The following is an 18,775-nucleotide window of genomic DNA, read 5'->3' on the forward strand; positions in this document are numbered from 1 at the left end:
ATGGCCGCATCCGCGTGCAGTTCCGTTGGGATCGCTACGGCAACAACGACGACCACAGCTCATGCTGGATCCGCGTCAGCCAACCGTGGGCAGGACAAGGCTGGGGCATGATCGCCATCCCGCGCGTCGGTCAGGAAGTGGTGATCCACTTCCTGCACGGCGACCCGGATCAACCGATGGTCACTGGCCGCACCTACCACGCGGTCAACCGCGCCGCGTTAAAACTGCCGATGGCAAAAACCCAGATGGTATTGCGCAGCAAAACCCACAAAGGCGAAGGCTACAACGAACTGCGCTTTGAAGATGCCAAAGGCAGGGAAGGCCTGTTCCTGCGTGCCCAGCGCGACATGACCACCCAAGTGCTGAACAACCGCGTCACCGAAGTCGGCGCTAACCACATCGAAACGGTGCAACAAAATCAGCAAATTGAAATTGGCCAACATTATCATTTCACCGCGCACGGCAACCACACCCTGACGGTTCAGGGTGATCAACACACCGAGATCAACGGCCAACAGCAACGCACGGTACAACAAGTGCTGGAACTGGCCTCGGCGCGTGGCATTCGGCTGGAGAGCGGCGCATCGGCACTGGAACTGCACGCCGATGGGCGTATCAGCCTACACGGCAAAAACTTCAACCTCTATGCCACACACAACGGCCAGATCACCGCCAGCCAAGCGCTCGATCTCAACGATGAACAGCAGCTTGCCGAAGCCAGCCAATGGATAAAAAATGCGTTGATTGGCCAGCCATTAACGGTCGAAACCGGCGCCAATATCACACCGGAAGCGGCCGCCACGGCAAACACCACAACGGACGGCGAGCACAACCGCACTGAACCGGCACTGAGCACACTCAACAGCGCAGCGGTGGGGCGATTACTGGCCGCCGGAGCGCTGTATCACCAAAACCCAGAGACCTTTGCCACTATCGCCGAACAGTTGGGCGGCGAAGCGCTAAACGCCTATCACGCTGATTACCAAGATCCGAGTTCGAAAGAGTTAATCGGCCAGCTCTCAACCTTGACCGATTTTGTCCCAGTGGTCGGTGATATTAAAGGTTTTGCCGAAGCGGAAGACACACTCGATTTTCTCGCCGCCGCCATCGGCGTGATCCCAGTCGTCGGCGACGCTGCTGGCAAAGCGCTGAAAGCAGCAAAACAAGCACTGAAAAAAGGCAATGTCGCCGGGGCGTCGAAGTTGATTAATCAGGCCAGTGAGGAGGTTTCGGCAAGAGCACCAACAGGGCATCAAGGTAAACCAATCAATATTATTGATGGCACGAATAAGCCGACAACCATTAATGATCGTACATTTTCTGGACATTCATTAGACAGAATGCAAAAACAGGGTATTACTCCGTAAACATCGGTAATAGCACGGCGAACTCACATTGATGTGCTATTACAAACCAGCAAAAATGCTCTATTTATAACCAGAAAAGCAAGATAATGTTTTTTGCAAAAAGAAAAAATATATGTATAATTGTTTCTTCTTTGTAAAAAAAGTGAGCAAAAAGTATGTCATATGTTAACGACATGGTTGTTGAATTTCAAAATAGACCCAAATGTAGTACTTCACAAAAAAGTAAACACTCCAATATCACTCGGCTAGTATTTGATGAACATCAATCCGACATCCTAGAGATAGCAGCTATTGATATTGCACGACTTGGTGGACCACAAATGCCTGGGGCTCAACTGACAGCAAAATGTTGTGCGAAAGAAATCACAGCCACCTTCAATAATGAGCAACTAGAAATTGCCCGTGGCTTTGCTACAGGCAGATTGCCTCTAGTGATTTTCGAAGGAATGATAGGGATAAAGGACGACACTATTCCACAAGCTTTACCAGCGCTTTCGGATCTTGAAAAGGAATTCGATTGCCTACGACTGGCTTCCCGTAACCAAATTTTATTGCATCTCGTTGGGCATCAAGCATTCGCCTATGACATAGATAATAATGGTCAAATCACACGACTAGTTGGAAATTTTAAAGGGGGGGGGGAAACCAAGATTGAAAATGAATCTGAAATAGAGAATGTTGAACTTAGCTCGCATTCAGGGCTTGCACTTGGTGCGCACACCGAGGCACCTTATCATTGTGCCATAAGAGCAGTAGACAATCACTCTCCGGCACCATCCGCTCTTATCTTAAGTGCTCGTTGGAATCCTTTGAATGAGCCAACCTCAATCATTCCAATGATTCAGGTAATTGAAAATATTGGAAAAGAAGGCTGTCTAGCACTTACCTTAAAAGTATTCAAATTCAGTCGCAGTGATTCCTTTGTGTCAGGAAAAGGAGAAGGAGCCGACGGAGTTTCAATTCTGGAATTCGATAACAACGGAAATTTTGCATTAAGATATAACTCCTATCGTTTTTCTTTATGTGAGGATGCACCTGTTTCTGCCGAGATCGCATTCGAACTTTTGAAGCAAGAAATAGCCCTAAGTGATATCGTTGGTGTTTCACTACAACCAAACAACGCTGTGGTAATAAATAACACTACCGCTTTACATTGCCGCGACGTGATTAAAGATAACCGCCGGCTACTCGTGCGTTTATTTGGTTATTCTGAAAATGCACAGCCCATCGTTCTTTCAGACGATCCACTCATCGTTCAAGGTTAATTAACACACACAGATTGCCATTCGACTGTGAAAACATTTCCATCTTAAAAAGGAGAATGCATTGATTGGAATTGAATCGGAGACACTATTAATACTAGGTTTCATAGCAATGCTCGCAGGATTTTTTGATGCTATTGCAGGTGGTGGTGGTTTAATCACTCTACCTGCATTACTTCTGTCGGGGCTAGATCCCGTTTCAGCGATTGCTACCAACAAGCTACAAGCTGCATCAGCCACTGTTTCTGCTACTGCTGCTTTTGCTCGTAAGCGTTTAATCGAATGGCGGTCTGGTTGGCCTATTGCATTGATGGCCTTCATAGGTGGGGGAGTTGGTGCTTTATCGGTAAGCCTTTTGTCGAAATCAACACTGGAAGCCTGTGTTCCTGTGCTGTTGATCATCACTGCTTTTTACTTCCTATTCTCACCCAAATTGGGCAATCAGGAAACTAAAGCGAAGGTCTCAGCACTGACATTTTCAACATTGGTTGCACCCGTAATAGGATTCTATGACGGCGTATTTGGCCCAGGTGTTGGTTCGTTCTTTATGGTGTCTTTCGTCATTCTTTTAGGGCTGGATCTGCTTCGTGCCATGTCTTATACCAAGCTAGCTAATGCATCAAGTAACATTGGTGCATTGATGATTTTTATGACCAATGGTGCAATTGTGCTACCAATTGCCTTGACTATGGCGATTGGTGCTTTCATTGGCGCTCAGCTTGGTGCACGATGCGCTGTGCGGTTTGGAGCTCGTTTGATCAGACCGTTACTGATAACAATTTGCTGCCTCATGGCGATAAAGTTGTTGTGGAATCCAAATAACCCGCTGAGACAATTTGTGTTCGGTTAGTGGTAGTCCTCATAGGATCAGAACCGCAGCTCTGATCCTAATCCAACAGAGACCCCATTTAAGGTACCTATGTAGCCAGGGCAAGATCACGAATGTTTATTGACCAATAATTGCATGGAAAAAAGACCAATGTAGAGCATTAAACGCACAAATCTGGTTCTAGACAGGTCACCTATGACTACACACCGACTGCATTGGTTAAAGTTCATGCATTCATGCGGTTGCCCTGCCTATGTAGCCGAATCAATGTATTCTAATGTACACATTCAGTCTTCTCAACCTAATGTAATTATTAATCTATTTTATCATGCCCAGCATGGAAACATCTGTCAGTGCCTGAAATAACAACCAGCAGGATTAGCGTCTGGTTGCTGAATAGCCAAATCAAACTAGGTTGCTGGGTGCTAGTAGGCTACTAACCAGTACAGGCGGTGCTTAATCACACCGTTTGATAATTAACGAAGTATTGATACCGCCAAAGGCAAAATTGTTACTTTGCAAATATTCACAATCAATCTTGCGTGCCTGCCCGACGATGTAATCCAGTGCGCCACATTGCGGATCGGGTTGCTTCAGGTTGATGGTGGGCGCAAACCAGCCTTCACGCATCATCTGTAAACTCATCCATGCTTCCAATGCGCCACAAGCTCCCAGCGTATGACCGAAGTAACTTTTCAGTGAAGAGATTGGCACGCTGTCCGCGTAAATCGCGGCGGTTGCCTGGCTTTCAGCAATATCTCCACGATCAGTGGCTGTGCCGTGCGCTGAAATATAACCAATCTGTGCCGGTGTTAAGCCAGCACTCTCCAGTGCTTGCTGCATACAGATTTGCATCGTTTCGCGCTGAGGCTGGGTGATGTGCGCCGCATCGCAGTTAGTGGCAAAGCCGACAATTTCACCGTAGATCGTGGCACCACGCGCTTTAGCATGTTGATACTCTTCCAGGATCAAACTACCGGCACCCTCGCCGATCACCAAACCATCACGCTGCTGATCAAACGGTGATGGGGTGGTTTTCGGAGCATCATTGCGTTGGCTAGTGGCAAATAGCGTATCAAATACCGCCGCTTCCGATGGGCACAACTCCTCTGCACCACCTGCTACCATCACCGTCTGATAACCATGTCGGATCGCCTCCCAGGCATAGCCAATCGCTTGGCTGCCAGAGGTGCAGGCACTGGAGGTCGGGATCACTCGGCCACGCAAACCGAAAAACAGTCCGGTATTTACTGCGGTGGTGTGTGGCATCATCTGTACGTAAGTGGTGCCAGTAATATTGTTGGTGTGCTTCTCAGTCAACATGGTGGCAAATTCACTCACTGGCCCTGTGCTGCCGGTCGATGAGCCGTAGGCAATGCCAGTTTCGCCATTGGTGAGCACCGCTTCACCCAGTAGTCCGGCTTGCTCGAGTGCCAATTCGGTCGCACGGGTTGAGAACAGCGATACTCGCCCCATGGCGCGAATACGTTTGCGGGTATAGTGTTCCGGTAAACTGAAATCATCGATCGGTGCTGCTAGCAAGGTATGCAGGCCGTCGTAAATTTGCCACTCTGGCATTTGGCGTACAGCATTCTGATAGCTAAGCAGGCCTTGTGACACAGACTGCCAGTTTTCGCCGAATGCGGTCACTCCGCCCATGCCTGTGATCACCACACGTCTGGTCATAACATGCCTCCATTGATCGAGATCACTTGGCGGGTGACATAACCGGCGATGTCCGACATCAGGTAACTGGCTAAACCCGCCACCTCTTCTGCCTGCCCGATGCGCTTCATCGGGATCATCGCTAATGTCTCTTTGCGTGCGGCTTCTTCCATTTCAATCATCGCGGTATCAATCAAGCCGGGGGCAATGCAGTTAACCGTGATTTGACGTTTGGCCAATTCAATTGCCAGCGCTTTGGTTGCACCAATAATGCCTGCTTTAGCGGCACTGTAATTCACCTGTCCACGGTTCCCCATCAGGCCAGAAACCGAGGAGAGCGTGATGATACGCCCGCCCTGACGTGCCGCGATCATCGGCATCATGCAAGGGTGGATCACGTGGTAAAAGCTGTCGAGATTGGTGTGGATCACCGAATCCCAATCTTGTTCACTCAGTGCCGGGAATGCTGCATCACGCGCAATACCGGCGTTGCTGACAATGCCATACCAAGCACCATGTAATGCTATCTGCTGTTCAAGAACCTCACGACTCTGCTGGCGGTCTGCGACGTCAAAGCTGAGTAAACGCCCTTCTCCACCGGCCTGTTGTATGCTGGCCAGTGTCGCTTTGGCACCGGCTTCATCACGGTGATAGTGTACCCCAACAATAAATCCATCTGCGGCTAAGCGACGGGCAATAGCCGCACCGATACCTTTACTGGCACCGGTCACTAATACTGAACGACTCATGCAATATTTCCCTGATTTAATAGTGACGCTAACTCTTCTGGGTGTGGCTGAAAGGTATTGATGCGCCCAGTTGCCACTGGCTGCTGATCTATACTGATCTGGCACTCAAAACTGCCAAAGCGACCATCTTGCATCAACAGTTCGACTTCTATCTCTAGCTGCGCCAGATGGGCGAATTTACCGCTGGCACAGGTCAGTTCACGCGCCCCCAGCACCATCCCCAAACTACTTTGTTGTTGTTGATTCTGCAGACGATGCCAACCTGACCAGACACCGACAGTTTGCGCCATTAACTCCAGTGCATACCAGCCTGGCAGTTCACCCTGCGGATCAACAAATGGTGCCAATACCCCCTGTGTATTGACCGTCACGCGGCAATGGGCACGCTGCGCATTCACGCTAATCACCTGCTCCAACAACAACATCGGCGCATCATGTGGTAAATAGGCGGCTGGCTCAAGATAGTGTTCGCTTGGCTGGCTGTGGTTCATTGGCAGTTCCCAATCAAGATACTGGTGTTGTTGCCACCAAAGGCAAAAGAGTTGGATAAAATCACTGGTCTCTCAAGCTGTTGTGGCTGTTGTAAAATGCCGCAGGCAGGCAGTGTGGCATCCAGCGCTGAGTGGCTGAAATCCTGAGCCGGTAGCGGTAGTTGCTGGCTCAGGATCAGGGCACTGAGTGCGGCTTCGGTAATGCCGGCTGCTCCTAACGTGTGGCCAGTGAGATGTTTGGTTGAGCTACACGGCACTCGGTCAGCAAACAGTTGGTGTACCACTTTGGCTTCAACCTGATCATTGAGCTGTGTCGCCGTACCATGCAGATTGATATAACCGACGTCGCTCGGCTGTAATTGTGCTTGCTGTAGCGCCTGCTGAATGGCACTGATTGCCCCTGTGCCTTCAGGATGAGGTGCAGAGATGTGCCAAGCATCACTGGATTCACCAACGCCCAGCAGTGCTAACGGCTGCGGCTCTGCGGTCAGCATCATTAATCCCGCCGCCTCACCGATGGTGATCCCGGCGCGATCGGCGCTAAATGGCTGGCATAAGCGTACCGAGAGCGACTCTAAACTGTGGAACCCATTGATCGGCATACGGCTTAGGCTGTCAGCACCACCGACAATGGCAATGTCAGCCAGCCCAGCTTCGATCAGTCGGCGACCACTGATGATCGCTCGGGCGCTAGAGGAGCAGGCGGTCGAGAGGGTAAATGCCGGGCCATTCAGTGCCAGCCAGTGGCTGATAAAACGCGCCGGGTCACCCAACTCTTGCTGAGAGTAACGCCACTGTGGGCTGGCTTGACCGGATAACGTCAGGCTGACGTGACGATCACCCTCATCGAGGCCAGACGTGCTGGTGCCCAGCACCACGGCGATCCGGTCGCGCCCATAGCGTGCAATTGCCTGCTCAATCTGTGGCTGAATTTGTGCCAGTGCTGCCAGTAGCAGTTGATTGTTGCGGCTACGATAGGCTGCCATGTTATCCGGGATCGCCGGCAGTTCACCTTCCACCCCAGCGAGCACTGCTTCGGGATGGCCGATTAACCAGTCTGCTCGGGCACGCATTCCGGGCGCAACGCCGCGTACTAGGTTAGTGGCGATCTGTGCTAAATCATTGCCGAGCGCATTGACCATGCCGAAAGCTGAAATATAAATCATCTCAGTCACCTAAGTGTTGAATGGTGATATGGTAATTGAACACATGCTGTTGCAGGCTGATCGGTTCACGCAGGCCATTACGCTGTTGATAGTGGATCTCGGTCACCAATTTACCGGCCGCATTACGCAGTTCACGTTTATCGCCCACGTCAGCCAGGCTCCAGCCACGCGGTAACTGTGCTTGCCAAGCACTAAGCGGCCAGTGGCTCAGCATCACATCGGCCAATACCTGACTGGCTGACGGTAATTGCGGTAGCACTATTGACTGCTCACTGTGCAGTCCTTGCTGATCATAACGGATCAGAAACAGCCGAATACCCACCGATGACAGCCCAACCAGCTTGACCTGATTTTCATCGGCGGTCAGCAGCACCACCAGTGACTGGGCATTGCCGTTTACGCTGCCAGTCAGCAGTTGTTGTACATTCAATGCAGGTGAGATCGCGGGCGGCGGTAAATTAACGCGCACCCCCGGCTGTAGCCATGCTGTCGGGCGTGCGCGATCATCATGGCTGCGCTGCTGGCAGCCATTAAGCAGCAACAGGCTAATCAGCGCCAGCCACTGCCAGCGTTGTGGTTTGATCATTTTCTATGTTCTCTTTTTTTCTCTGGCATGGTGAGTGGCGAAAGTAGCCAGGCAGTGAAAATGCCGCTGACCAATACCAGGGCAAAACTGCTGATCGCCTGTGTGCTACTGAAGATCAACATGCCAAGGGTTAATAATGTGCTGATCATCGCCAAGCTGATCGCCAATAGCGAGGTGAGCGGCGTGCCGTTGGGGTTGCTAAAAAACAGTGTGTAATTGATGCCAATCCCCAACACCAGCACCAGTGCTAGCAGCGAGAATAGATTCACTGGCTGTCCAGACAGCGACAAGGCTGCCAAACCACAGCTCAGTGACAGCAACGAGGGCAACAGACTGAGGCTGCCTTTGCGCCAACCAAGTCGCAGTAGTGCGCTGGTAGCGATCACCAACAGCGCGACCAGCAGCAGGCCGGTCAACACCCAGCGATAGAGTGCAAACAGTGCATCAAAACTCTGTTTGCGATCAACCCACGCTACCCCGGGTTGCTGCTGAGCCAGTGCCTTCAGTGCGGCGCTCTGTGTCACACCATCCACCGGTATTAGCAGGCCGGTGGTGCCATCAGCCAGGGTTAACCACATCAGACGCCAACCTTCACTGAGTGGGCTGGCCAGCCAGGCTTCAGCCGATACCGGCATCGCGGCAACATCAGGGGTTATCGTACTCAACCCTGCTGCGGTTAATACCTGCAATACCGCCGGTGCCGCCTGCTGTAACAGTTGCAGATCCTGCTGCTGGCGTGCCAGTGAGTTGAGTGGCAGCAGGCGATAGCCAGTGATTAACTGCTGCTGTTTCGCTTGCTGTAATTTGGCTTCGAATGCTTCCATTCGCTGTAACGCTTGCTGTGCGTTATCACCGTAAATGACAAACCACTTCTGTTGGTTGCTCTGCCCAGTGAGTGCAGCGATGGTTTTCTCTTGTGTCTGGATCGCGCTAGGCAGTGCCTGTAGTTGGGAGATGTCATCATCAACGCGCAGTTGTAACAGTCCAAACAGTGAAAACAGCGTCAATAGCGTTACCAGCCCGCTAGCCACGCGGCGATCACGCCGCCAGGCAGCGAGCCAGCGCAACATGATCCCCATCAGCGGCACTGGACGTACCGGTAACCCGCGACACAGCCACGGATACCAGAACAGTACCGTGAAACAGGCTGCGCTCAATCCCGTTGCCGCAAAAATCGCCATCTGGCGGATCGCCGGAAAAGGTGCTAGCAACATCAGCAGGTAGGCGGCAACCGTCGTGGCGAGAGCCAACAGCAATGCGCTGCGTACCTTCAGCAGGCTCTGCCAGGCAGTTTGCTGTTCACCATGCACCATGCGTTCGGTGAGATAATAAAAGGTGTAGTCGGCAGAGATACCGATGATGCTCATGCTCATCACCAGCGTCATCAGGTGCAACTCACCAAATATCAGCAGCGTGACGACAGTACCCGTCAGCGCACCGACTGCGATTGAGACCAGGCACAGCAGTAACGGACGCACTGATCGAAAGGTGATCACAATCAGCAGCAGCACACCAAACAGCGTGGCAATGCCTAAGCGAGAGATATCAGCTTTCGCCTGTTCACTGGCGTAGTCACTGTAAAACAGTGTGCCGCGCGACAGCAGTTGTGCTGCTGGATAGTTGTGGCGCAGTTGCTGTTCCATCGCCTGTAGCTGCTGCACCAGTTGGCGGTTCTGCTGCATATCAAAGGCATTATTGGCCAGCTCACCATGCAGAAAATACCAGTAGTTGCCCTGTGCATCTTGTGTTACCAGCCACTGCTGCATCAGCGTTAGGCGCTGGCTATTCTGTGCCAGTGCCAGTTGTGCGCCGCGCATTAACATCATTGGATCTTTCTGTAGCTCTTGGCCACTGACGCCCGAGAAAGTCGAGTAGAGCTGTGCCAGCAACCACTGTGCTTGAGCATCACCGCCATTGGCTAACCGAGCGCGTGTTTCACTATCAATCAGCCCGTTACGGTGCTGCCAGAAAAAAGTCGCCCACTGCTGCTGGCGCTGTTCATCTAGCGGGCCGTGGATCTCACCAAGTGCGGGCAGTTGCTTAAGCTGTTCAAACCAGTAGTGTGCGACTGCGGCATCCGCTGTTTTGCCTGAGCTGACTAGCCAGACCATTTGTCGATCCAGCCGTTGGGTAAAACCGTCGTTTAACGCTGTAGGCATCTGGCCAAGTGTCTGCTGCGGTAGCATCGCCAGCACGCTGCTGTTAATGTTGGCTTTTGGCAGCAGTGCCAATAGCAGCGCTAGCAGTAGCAGGCAGACAAGGCCCCAGGCGATCGCCAAACGGCGAGCATTAGCGGGTGGCAAAACGTTGGCGTTCATCATGGGTGAGCTGTGTCGGTGTCAGTCGATGTTCAGACAGCACTATGTCGGTGCGATCTCCCTGTTTGTCATAGAGCTGGATGGTTTCCAAGTAGCGCTCTCCAGCCAGTTCGATGCTGGCAAAGATTTTATCCAGCGGTGTGGTTAATGGTTGCAGGTGCAGTGACCAGCGCCCTGCCCCGAGATCACGGAAGTCGATGTGAAAATTTTGCGCCAATACCTGGCGATCAGCCTGAAACAGCGCGCGTAGCAGGTGATTGAACTGAAACATCTGCGGGTTATTTTCTGCTGTCACCACTTGCGCTGGCTGATTGTTCACCGCTTGCACCATGTGCGTGTCGGTGAGCACCATGCGCATTGGGAACGGTGCAGTTTGCTGCCATAACAAACCGTGCTCACGTGCAATCACCATCTCACCTTGCGAACGCAGCGGCATCGGCAGATCTTTGATGGTGCGGGTTTGGTGAAAATGAGCACGGGTGACCGGTTGCGCACTAAAACGTTGTTGCAGTTGATCCAGCGTCACCGCTTTCACCCACGGGGTGAATAGCAACAGTAGCAGTGACCAGAGCTTGATGCGCTGATTTCTCATGGTGTTACTCCGAGGCATTGAAACAGGATTGCTGGGCTGACAAAACAGAGCTCCTGACTTTTTTCTTCTACCGCTACTTGGATGGTGTAAGCCGTCGTGGTGCGTGTACCGCTGGCAAGATCAAAAATCTGGTAATCAATGCGCAGGCGGTTTTGATACTCTTTCAGCTCTGCCCGTACCCGGATACGTTGTTCAAAACGCAGCACACCACGGTATTTGACCTGGCTGTCGACCACCGGCCAGAGGTAGCCCGATTGCTTCATCTGGCGGTAGCCATAATCAAACTGGTTCAGTAGTGCCTCGCGGGCAATTTCGAAATAACGGAAGTAGTTGCCGTGCCAAACCACGCCCATCATATCGACATCGTGAAATGGCACCGTCAGTTCAACTTCAATAGTAAAACGTGGATCGGTTAACACCGGTTACTCCTTCTCGTCGCGCTGTTCGTGGCTGTTCGGCAGTTGCCAAAAATCAAAAAAGTTGAACCAGTCCAGTGGTGACAGCAGCGCGTGATGTTGCAGTCGCGCTGCGTAGCGATCGACCACCTGTTGCAACGCGCCCTGGCGATCAGCGCGAGGCAGTTGCAGTGGATCAGCAAACGGTTCGCAGTAGATCTGTAATCTGCCCTGCTGTTTCAGCGCAAACAGCAGCAGCACCGGGCAACGCAGTATCGCGGCCAGAATAAATGGCCCCTGAGGAAATGGCGCAGGTTTGCCGAGAAATGAACTCCAGATCACCCGCCAGTCGCCACCACGCTGTTGATTGACCGCAATGCGGTCGCCAACAATCGCCACCCACTCGCCACTGTCGAGTTTCTGTTTCAGTAACATCGCGGTTTCTGGGCCGATGTCACTCACTGGGATCAGATTCAGTCCCGCTTGTGGCGCCATCTCTTGCATCACCTGCTTAAAGCGCAAAGCGTTTTGCGTGAACACCAGCGCATTGATGGTTTTTACCCCTTCGTGCCGCGCTAAGGCTCGGCACACTTCAACGTCCCCCAGATGAGAGACCAGCAGCAGTTTGCCCTGTGGCTGGTAGGTGGTGAACGCTTCGCGTGCGCCAGGCGCAAAAAAGACGTCGCGGTTCAACTGCAATTCACCACGCCAACTGGCCACTTTATCCAGCATTGCGTCGCCAAAACGCAGAAAGTGGCGGTAGCTGTTGAATGGCTGTGGCGTTGGCAACTGCCGCTCAGCGCAATAGTGACGTACTGTGTTGATCCAGTGCTGTGAGGCAATGCGCCCACGTTTAGAGGTTAACCAATAGCCGGCAACCACTGGCCTGAGCAACAGCGAGAAGGTGCCTCGCCCAAGCAAGCGCCAAACTGCCAGCATGATGCGCATCCCCCACAATCCTTTTACTTCACGCTGTTTCGCCCAGTGCTCAGGTCGTGGTTGCCACTGTGGCGCAATATGGCGCAGCAGTAATTTCGGCAACCGTGGCAACATGCCAAAAAATAGCCGGGTATGCATCAGTGACAGGCGCAGGTTATCCTTCAGAGCATGGAAATGGGAGATGCCATCTTCTGGATAGGTGACTGCTGTCGGTACAAAGTAACTCTCAGTGCCCTGCCAATAGAGGCGCACCATCACTTCAATATCGAAATCCATGCGCTGGCCGAGTTTGACGCGCTGCAACAGGTGCAGTGTCGGTTGCAGTGGGTAAACGCGAAAACCGCACATGCTATCTTTGATCTGCAATGAGAGCGTCTCAATCCAGACCCAGAAATGGGTGATCCAGCGCGCGTAGCGGCGTGAGCGTGGCATCGATGCATCATAAACTGGCTGGCCTGAGATCAGTGCCTGCGGATGTTGCTCTGCCAGCGCCAGTAGCGCCGGTATATCCTCGATGGCATGTTGGCCATCCGCATCAAGCTGTAGTGCATGGCTGAAGCCAGCCTCTGCCGCTTGCTGTAAGCCGCGCGTCACGGCAGCACCTTTGCCACCATTTTGCGCTAGGCGGATCAGCGTGCAGTTGCTACGTTCTGCTGCCAGTGCGCTGAGTTTCTGCTGCGTGTCTGGATTACTGCCGTCATCAACAATGATGCATGGCAGTTGAAACGGTGCGATGCGATCCAGTACCTGCGCCATTGTCGCGCCGTGGTTGTAGCAGGGGATCACCACGCAGGGTGAGAAGGTTAACGACATAGGCGGATCTTCCCACTGCTGGCGGTCTGCTGAACCGTGCCTTGATGACGTTGATAGTTAAAGCTGAGCAGCTCGCGAGCTGGCTGCCAAATCAGCGTTAAGTTGATCTGGTCATTGGGCAACAGCGGTGCCTGAAATTTGACACTCTGGATGCTATGAAAACGGAAGCCCGGTGCCAGTAACTGACCAGCGTAGTGCATCACCCAATCGAGCTGAGCCACTCCTGGCAGCAATGGTTGGATGGCAAAGTGGCCACGGAACCAGAACAGTTCTGGTTCAAGTACAAACTGTAATTGGTACTGGTTGGGCGTGATTTGTTGATGCGTGACATTATTTGGTTTCATCAAACAACTCCTGTAGCTGTGCATCAACCCGTTTGTTCATGCTGTTGACCGGGATCTCGTTCAGCACTCGCCAATAACGCGGGATCGCCACCGGTTCTAGCCAGGGTTGCAGTGCGCTGCGCCAAGCCAGTTCTTGCACTTTGTTTTGCTGCGACCATTGTTGATATAACGCGCTATCAAGCACCAGTAACGCGCCGATACCTTGGCGACCATTGCGCTGTAACGGTACTGCCGCTGCTTCACGAATGCCGGGCAACGCCAACAACCGCTGCTCGACTTCATTGAGTGAAATGCGTTTCTCTTCTATTTTTACCACCCGCCCACGGCGACCGAGCAGCCGGAAGCTGCCGTCGGCGGCAAACTGAAGCAGATCATCCAGTGGTAGCGGCTCGGTGGCAGCAATCAGGGGCGAAGCGACCGTAACACCCTGTTCAGCAGCAATAAAACGCACTTCTGGGAATGGGTGCCAGGCGGTATCATCGTGCTGCCGCTGGCGCCAGGCCAGAATGCCAGTTTCCGTGCTGCCGTAGATTTCGTCCGGCCAGATACCGAACCAGCGTTGACAGTCGGTTACTGTCGACCAGTTCAGCATACTGCCAGCAGATAAGATCATCGCTACGTTCGGTGGATTGAGTTGGTGATCGAGCCGTTTCAAAAATGCCGGGCTGCTGATAAACAGGTAGCGCTGTTGTGGCTCCAGAGCCACTAACTGTTCGGCATAGTAGAGCATCGCGCTATGCAGTGGCAGGCCTAGTGCCATTGGCAGACAGATGCGGAAGGTCAAGCCATATAGATGTTGTGGCATTACCGAGGCGACTACTCGGCACCCCGCTAGCCGGGTGGCAAAACGTTGCGCCAGCATTGCCGATTCTCTGTCCAGCACGGCAATGCTCTTAATAACCTGTTTCGCTGTGCCGGTGCTGCCGGAGGTAAATAACTCTACGCTGGCATTGGCAGCAAAAGCAGCAAAGGTGACCGGTTGCTGTAGCTGCCGTTTCGCCGAGTTGACCTGTTGATAAGGCCCCTGCCATGACAGGTTTTTATCCGATAGCACCCCTTCAAACAGTTCACTTTGCTCTTTCAGCAGTGCCACCCGATGGTGACCCGGGATCACGGGTGTTTTGTGCGCATGGAGTGTGGCCAGCAGTGCCACGATAAACAGGTAGCTATCTTCAAAACAGAGTGCCCAGCGCTGTGCCGGTTGCTGCTGTAGATAGTTAAGTAGTGTGGCAACGTCGTAGCGCAGTTGCCCTAGTGTCCAGGTATGTTCGCCCAGCCAGGCGATCGGTGTTTCATCTGGCCGTGCGTAGCTGAGCCACTGTGCCATTGCAACAGGCTGATTCATGATACTTTCCGTTTAATCATTCGGCGGCGTACCGACCACTCGCCTGCCATCAGCAGGCCAATCAGTAGATAGGCAATCATGCCGTTCCACGCCGTCCATAACTGCACATCGCCATACCACGCGGTACTAAAAGCGATCGTTGCATTGACCATAAAAAACAGGCACCACACTTGAGTGACGCGCCGGGTATAGCGTACCCCTTCGGGGGGTAGCTCCGGCTCACGCAGGCGAGCCAAGCGTTCTACTATCGGCATCGCACTGAATAGTGAACCAGCAAACAGCGTCAGCATCACTAGGTTCACCACTACCGGGTAGTAAAGCAGCAGTTGATGCGAACCAAGCCAGGCGCTGGCGCTACAGAGCACCATGCCAATCAATGCAACGGATTGCATCATTAGGCGCATTGGCCCTCGGTTTTGCCGTAGTAACCAGCAACGTAACAGCAGTAGCAGCATCATCAGCGGCAGTAACCAGTTCAGTGCGTTATAACGCAACCCGAGCCAGACCAGTAGCGGCCAGGTGAGTACCAGTGCGCCGGTGACCACGCCACTGACCAGCTTGATAATGTTGAGTGCGGTAACAGAACCTGACATGACGTATTACGCATTACGTAACAGTTGTTCTACTGCGTCGATCACGTCTTGTACCGTGCGCACCGCTTTGAACTCTTCCGGTTTGATTTTTTTGCCGGTTTTTTTCTGCAGATGTACCACCATATCAACAGCGTCAATGCTGTCTAATCCGAGATCTTCATACAGGCGGCTTTCCGGTGTAATCTGCTCGATGTCGATCTCAAACAGTTTGTTCAACAGTGCGGCAACTTCCTGAAAAATAACTTTTTGTTCGCTCATGGCAACTTACCCAGCACGTTGTGATTCGATAAAAGCAGCCAAGGTAGCTACCGAATAGAAGTGCTGGCGCGTCTCTTCGCTCTCGGCCGATAGCACGATGCCGTACTGCGTTTTGATCGCTAATCCCAGTTCCAGTGCATCAATTGAGTCGAGTGCCAGGCCATCACCAAAGAGGGCAGCATCGGTGTCAATATCTTCCACGCTGAGGTCGTCAAGGTTGAGGGTGTTGATAATCAGTTGTTTTATTTCAAGGTGAAGCGTTTGCATCATTAAGCCCCAAATATGGTTCAATTCATTGTAACTGTTGTAATAAATAGCGATTGAGTTCTCTTGCTGCCACCGTCGCTGGTTGGGTTTCGCTATGATGAAAATCGTCAATCGAAACCCGGGACTGTACCGTTATGGTGAATAACGGTTTGCTGGGCGGTACGCTGTACCACTTGCTCTGTTTGGTGAGCAGTTGTTCGCTACAGCGGATCACTACAATGCGCAGATCACTGCGGCAGCGCACGGCGATATTGGCCGCACCGCGTTGCAGTGTGATTGTTTCTCCCTGCCGGGTACGCGTTCCTTCAGGGAAGATCAATAGTGTGTCACCTCGTGCCAGACGCGCTTCGCTTTCAGCCAGCAGTGTCTCGCCTTGACTATTGACCAGGTAGTCGGCGGCGCGGATCACGCCACTGACAAACGGGTTTTTCAACAGGGTGCTTTTTACCAGACAGTCGGTTTCCGCCATCACAGAGGCGAGCAGTACGTAATCCAGTAGTGTGGGGTGATTCGCCACGACCACGCAGCCGCGTTCACTACGCAGCAGTTGCTTGCCCTCAATGCGGTAATCCAGCAGGCGCAGAAATTTTGTGATCGCCAAAAACAACCGAAAGCTGAGCGAGATCATCCGCCGAGCTAGGCGACTGCGCCGTTTGCTATCGGGCACCATCACCAGCATGAGGTTAAAAACAACCAGTGACAACAGCAGTCCACCCAATCCGAACAGGGCAAAACAGCACCAGGTCATCACCAGGCGCCAGGCGCGATTTAATGCACATAACAGCGCTCTCATCGGCGTTGCCACCGCCAGTGATGCCGCTCACCGGCAAGGGTAAATTGTGGCGTTGCCCTCAGATAGTGCTGCAAAAATTGCAAGCTTGGTGCCAACGCGGGTTCTGTCGCGCTACTGCAATGCTCAGCCTGGCAGTGAAGTGTCTCCCCCTGTTCAAACAGCAGTGCCAGTGCATACGGCCAAGTTGGCATGGCGTCTGGTAAGCTGGGGTGGTAGAACTCTGGCAGGTGACCATCAAAATCGACCATTAATACCCGCTGATAGCCAGCGCTAAGCAGACAGACCACTTCACACAGTCCTTGCTGAAAGGTGTCGATGCCTGCCGACAGGGAACTGGCGGGGATCGCCTGTTGTGCGACAATGGTCAAGTTGCCCACCGCAGCATTGTGTACCGATGTGGTGAAATCGGTCGGCGATACCGCTTGCCCGGTTGCTAATGCCTGAAGAATGCGGTAGTTGCGCTCTAACTCTCCGTGGCGACTGGTGTAGAGCAGTGCGTCAACCTGATGACGGCGCAATATCGACAAGCCACACTCAACCGCCAGTTTGCTGCCTGAGCTTAAGCGGCGAGCCGTCATCATCGGTAGCTCGCTTAATTTGCCGATTGCGGCCTGCGGATCAATTGCAGCGCGCTGGTTCGCCCAAGATTGCCACTCGGCAGCATCACTTAAGCCTGGCGCTCTGGCCTGCCAATCGATAAGGTTTAATGCAAATTTCATTCCGGCATATCCACGGTAAATACGTTGGCGCTGATGTGCCAATCGCCTCTGTGTTGGCACATCAGGCACTGCCCTGTTTGATGCGATTGTTGACTAATCCGTTGCTTTACAGATCAGCAAAGTGTGGCCGAAGCCGAGGTTGTCAACGCGTCTTTCCACCTGAAAGCCAGCCTGTTCCAAGCAGTGATAGAACTTCTCTGCTGAGTAAAAACGGCTGTTGCCGTTAGCCAGGCAAGTAAAGTAAAGCGAGGTCGCATTCAGGCTGAAGGCAGCAGCTTCAAAACGTTGTGCATCCCAGAACAGCTCCATCACACACAGTCGTGCTGCCGGTTTCATCACCTGAGCGACGCGGCGCAGCATCGCCACAATTTGCTCTGGCGAAAAACAGTCAAGGAACTGGCTCATCCACCAGATATCGGCTTCACCCGGTAGCGCAGCATCACTGAGCATATCGACCGGATAGCAATCAATGCGTGCAGATAAACCGGCTTGGGCAATGTTCTGCTCAGCCAGTGCAATCTGTTGCGGTAAGTCAAGAATGGTGACATTGATCTGCTGATCATACTGGCAGCATTTGATTGCCCATTTGCCGGTATTACCACCAACGTCATATAAGCGCGCTGGTTGGCTGGCGAAGACATGGGGAAGCGCCGCATTAAAGGCGGCATCTGAATAGAAATGGTCAAAGGCGAACCAGCTCGCGCGAGCCGCTGCTGGCAGTTGTGATAGCACCGGGTAGATGGTGCTGGCATCGCTAAACACCTTCAAGCCGGCTGGCTTGGCAGTTTTCAGCGCTTCGTCAAGAAAGAATAGTCCTTGGTAGCAGACGTCGTGGGTGAAATCCATATTCACGCGCGTCATGGCGTCATGCAGTAGAAAATGGCCGACTTTAGTCAGGTAATAATGCTGATCACGATAGACGACAATGCCACCACTCAAGCCCATATCCAACAGGACGCTCACGGCATACTCATCAAGTGCGCTATTTTCAGTAATGCTAGGGAGTGTTGCACCGGCGGTACCACAACTATCAAGGTAGGCCAGCACACCGTTGTTACGCAAGCAGAGCGCTGTTTGGAATAGCATCGGAGCAAAGGCGATACGCTGTGCCTGCGTGATCGCTTCCAGCGCACTCAGTGAGTCCTGTTGATACATGATCAATTTACCCTGGTTTTAACAAAAACAATAATCGGGTCGCTTTCGACCCGAATTTTCTATTTTTAAGTGATTAAAACTGCTATTTCGCTTGACCACTCATCTGTGATTTTAGCGAACTATCCAAAT

20 protein-coding genes are annotated in these 18,775 nt (G+C 52.5%); 3 read left to right on the forward strand and 17 right to left on the reverse strand.

Annotated features, from left to right (window positions below; all coding sequences use genetic code 11):
• From EOJ37_RS14870 to EOJ37_RS12130, 3 genes are all read left to right on the forward strand, one after another.
• Nucleotides 1-1,367: type VI secretion system Vgr family protein (locus tag EOJ37_RS14870; RefSeq protein ID WP_127960171.1), on the forward strand; the 1,367-nt coding region annotated here is incomplete at its 5' end.
• 155 nt (nucleotides 1,368-1,522) lie between these two features.
• Entirely contained in the window at nucleotides 1,523-2,632 is a 1,110-nt protein-coding gene (locus tag EOJ37_RS12125) for a Fe(II)-2OG oxygenase family protein (protein ID WP_206194057.1), read from the forward strand.
• Nucleotides 2,633-2,693: 61 nt separating this feature from the next.
• A complete protein-coding gene (locus EOJ37_RS12130) occupies nucleotides 2,694-3,479 on the forward strand; it encodes a TSUP family transporter (protein ID WP_240651711.1) in 786 nt (261 codons plus the stop codon).
• A 435-nt stretch (nucleotides 3,480-3,914) separates the two neighbouring features.
• Here EOJ37_RS12130 and EOJ37_RS12135 read toward each other — a convergent pair whose 3' ends face one another.
• From EOJ37_RS12135 to EOJ37_RS12215, 17 genes are all read right to left on the reverse strand, one after another.
• Nucleotides 3,915-5,144: a beta-ketoacyl-ACP synthase gene (locus tag EOJ37_RS12135; protein WP_127960172.1), complete on the reverse strand. Its 1,230-nt coding sequence runs from the start codon at nucleotides 5,142-5,144 to the stop codon at nucleotides 3,915-3,917.
• Nucleotides 5,141-5,872: a 3-ketoacyl-ACP reductase FabG2 gene (locus EOJ37_RS12140; RefSeq protein ID WP_127960173.1), complete on the reverse strand. Its 732-nt coding sequence runs from the start codon at nucleotides 5,870-5,872 to the stop codon at nucleotides 5,141-5,143. Before EOJ37_RS12140 ends, EOJ37_RS12135 begins: the two co-directional genes overlap by 4 nt.
• Nucleotides 5,869-6,363: a hotdog family protein gene (locus EOJ37_RS12145; protein ID WP_127960174.1), complete on the reverse strand. Its 495-nt coding sequence runs from the start codon at nucleotides 6,361-6,363 to the stop codon at nucleotides 5,869-5,871. Before EOJ37_RS12145 ends, EOJ37_RS12140 begins: the two co-directional genes overlap by 4 nt.
• Entirely contained in the window at nucleotides 6,360-7,529 is a 1,170-nt protein-coding gene (locus EOJ37_RS12150; protein ID WP_127960175.1) for a beta-ketoacyl-[acyl-carrier-protein] synthase family protein, read from the reverse strand. Before EOJ37_RS12150 ends, EOJ37_RS12145 begins: the two co-directional genes overlap by 4 nt.
• A 1-nt stretch (nucleotide 7,530) precedes the next feature.
• The gene (locus EOJ37_RS12155) at nucleotides 7,531-8,115 is read right to left on the reverse strand and encodes a DUF3261 domain-containing protein (protein ID WP_127960176.1); all 585 of its coding nucleotides are present in this window, start codon (nucleotides 8,113-8,115) and stop codon (nucleotides 7,531-7,533) included.
• Nucleotides 8,112-10,436 carry an MMPL family transporter gene (locus EOJ37_RS12160; protein ID WP_127960177.1) on the reverse strand — a complete coding sequence of 775 codons (2,325 nt, stop codon included), beginning with the start codon at nucleotides 10,434-10,436 and terminating at the stop codon, nucleotides 8,112-8,114. The genes EOJ37_RS12155 and EOJ37_RS12160 overlap by 4 nt, the downstream gene beginning before the upstream one ends.
• Nucleotides 10,405-11,010: an outer membrane lipoprotein carrier protein LolA gene (locus EOJ37_RS12165; RefSeq protein ID WP_127960195.1), complete on the reverse strand. Its 606-nt coding sequence runs from the start codon at nucleotides 11,008-11,010 to the stop codon at nucleotides 10,405-10,407. The genes EOJ37_RS12160 and EOJ37_RS12165 overlap by 32 nt, the downstream gene beginning before the upstream one ends.
• 11 nt (nucleotides 11,011-11,021) lie before the next feature.
• Entirely contained in the window at nucleotides 11,022-11,444 is a 423-nt protein-coding gene (locus EOJ37_RS12170) for an acyl-CoA thioesterase (protein WP_127960178.1), read from the reverse strand.
• A gap of 3 nt (nucleotides 11,445-11,447) precedes the next feature.
• On the reverse strand, nucleotides 11,448-13,172 hold the full coding sequence (locus EOJ37_RS12175; RefSeq protein WP_127960179.1) for a glycosyltransferase family 2 protein: 1,725 nt from the start codon (nucleotides 13,170-13,172) through the stop codon (nucleotides 11,448-11,450).
• Entirely contained in the window at nucleotides 13,163-13,516 is a 354-nt protein-coding gene (locus tag EOJ37_RS12180; RefSeq protein WP_127960180.1) for an ApeI family dehydratase, read from the reverse strand. Before EOJ37_RS12180 ends, EOJ37_RS12175 begins: the two co-directional genes overlap by 10 nt.
• Nucleotides 13,503-14,861, reverse strand: a complete 1,359-nt coding sequence (locus EOJ37_RS12185; RefSeq protein ID WP_127960181.1) for an AMP-binding protein — start codon at nucleotides 14,859-14,861, stop codon at nucleotides 13,503-13,505. Before EOJ37_RS12185 ends, EOJ37_RS12180 begins: the two co-directional genes overlap by 14 nt.
• Nucleotides 14,858-15,454, reverse strand: a complete 597-nt coding sequence (locus tag EOJ37_RS12190) for a COG4648 family protein (protein ID WP_127960182.1) — start codon at nucleotides 15,452-15,454, stop codon at nucleotides 14,858-14,860. The genes EOJ37_RS12185 and EOJ37_RS12190 overlap by 4 nt, the downstream gene beginning before the upstream one ends.
• A gap of 6 nt (nucleotides 15,455-15,460) precedes the next feature.
• Nucleotides 15,461-15,712, reverse strand: a complete 252-nt coding sequence (locus EOJ37_RS12195; protein WP_127960183.1) for an acyl carrier protein — start codon at nucleotides 15,710-15,712, stop codon at nucleotides 15,461-15,463.
• 6 nt (nucleotides 15,713-15,718) lie between these two features.
• The gene (locus EOJ37_RS12200; protein ID WP_276318280.1) at nucleotides 15,719-15,982 is read right to left on the reverse strand and encodes a phosphopantetheine-binding protein; all 264 of its coding nucleotides are present in this window, start codon (nucleotides 15,980-15,982) and stop codon (nucleotides 15,719-15,721) included.
• A 22-nt stretch (nucleotides 15,983-16,004) separates the two neighbouring features.
• Nucleotides 16,005-16,772, reverse strand: a complete 768-nt coding sequence (locus tag EOJ37_RS12205) for a lysophospholipid acyltransferase family protein (RefSeq protein ID WP_127960184.1) — start codon at nucleotides 16,770-16,772, stop codon at nucleotides 16,005-16,007.
• A complete protein-coding gene (locus EOJ37_RS12210) occupies nucleotides 16,769-17,491 on the reverse strand; it encodes a beta-ketoacyl synthase chain length factor (protein WP_127960185.1) in 723 nt (240 codons plus the stop codon). Before EOJ37_RS12210 ends, EOJ37_RS12205 begins: the two co-directional genes overlap by 4 nt.
• Before the next feature lie 93 nt (nucleotides 17,492-17,584).
• Nucleotides 17,585-18,646: a class I SAM-dependent methyltransferase gene (locus tag EOJ37_RS12215; RefSeq protein ID WP_127960186.1), complete on the reverse strand. Its 1,062-nt coding sequence runs from the start codon at nucleotides 18,644-18,646 to the stop codon at nucleotides 17,585-17,587.
• Nucleotides 18,647-18,775 lie beyond the last annotated feature (129 nt).

Source organism: Serratia microhaemolytica, assembly GCF_004011885.1.
Taxonomy (GTDB): domain Bacteria; phylum Pseudomonadota; class Gammaproteobacteria; order Enterobacterales; family Enterobacteriaceae; genus Serratia_G; species Serratia_G microhaemolytica.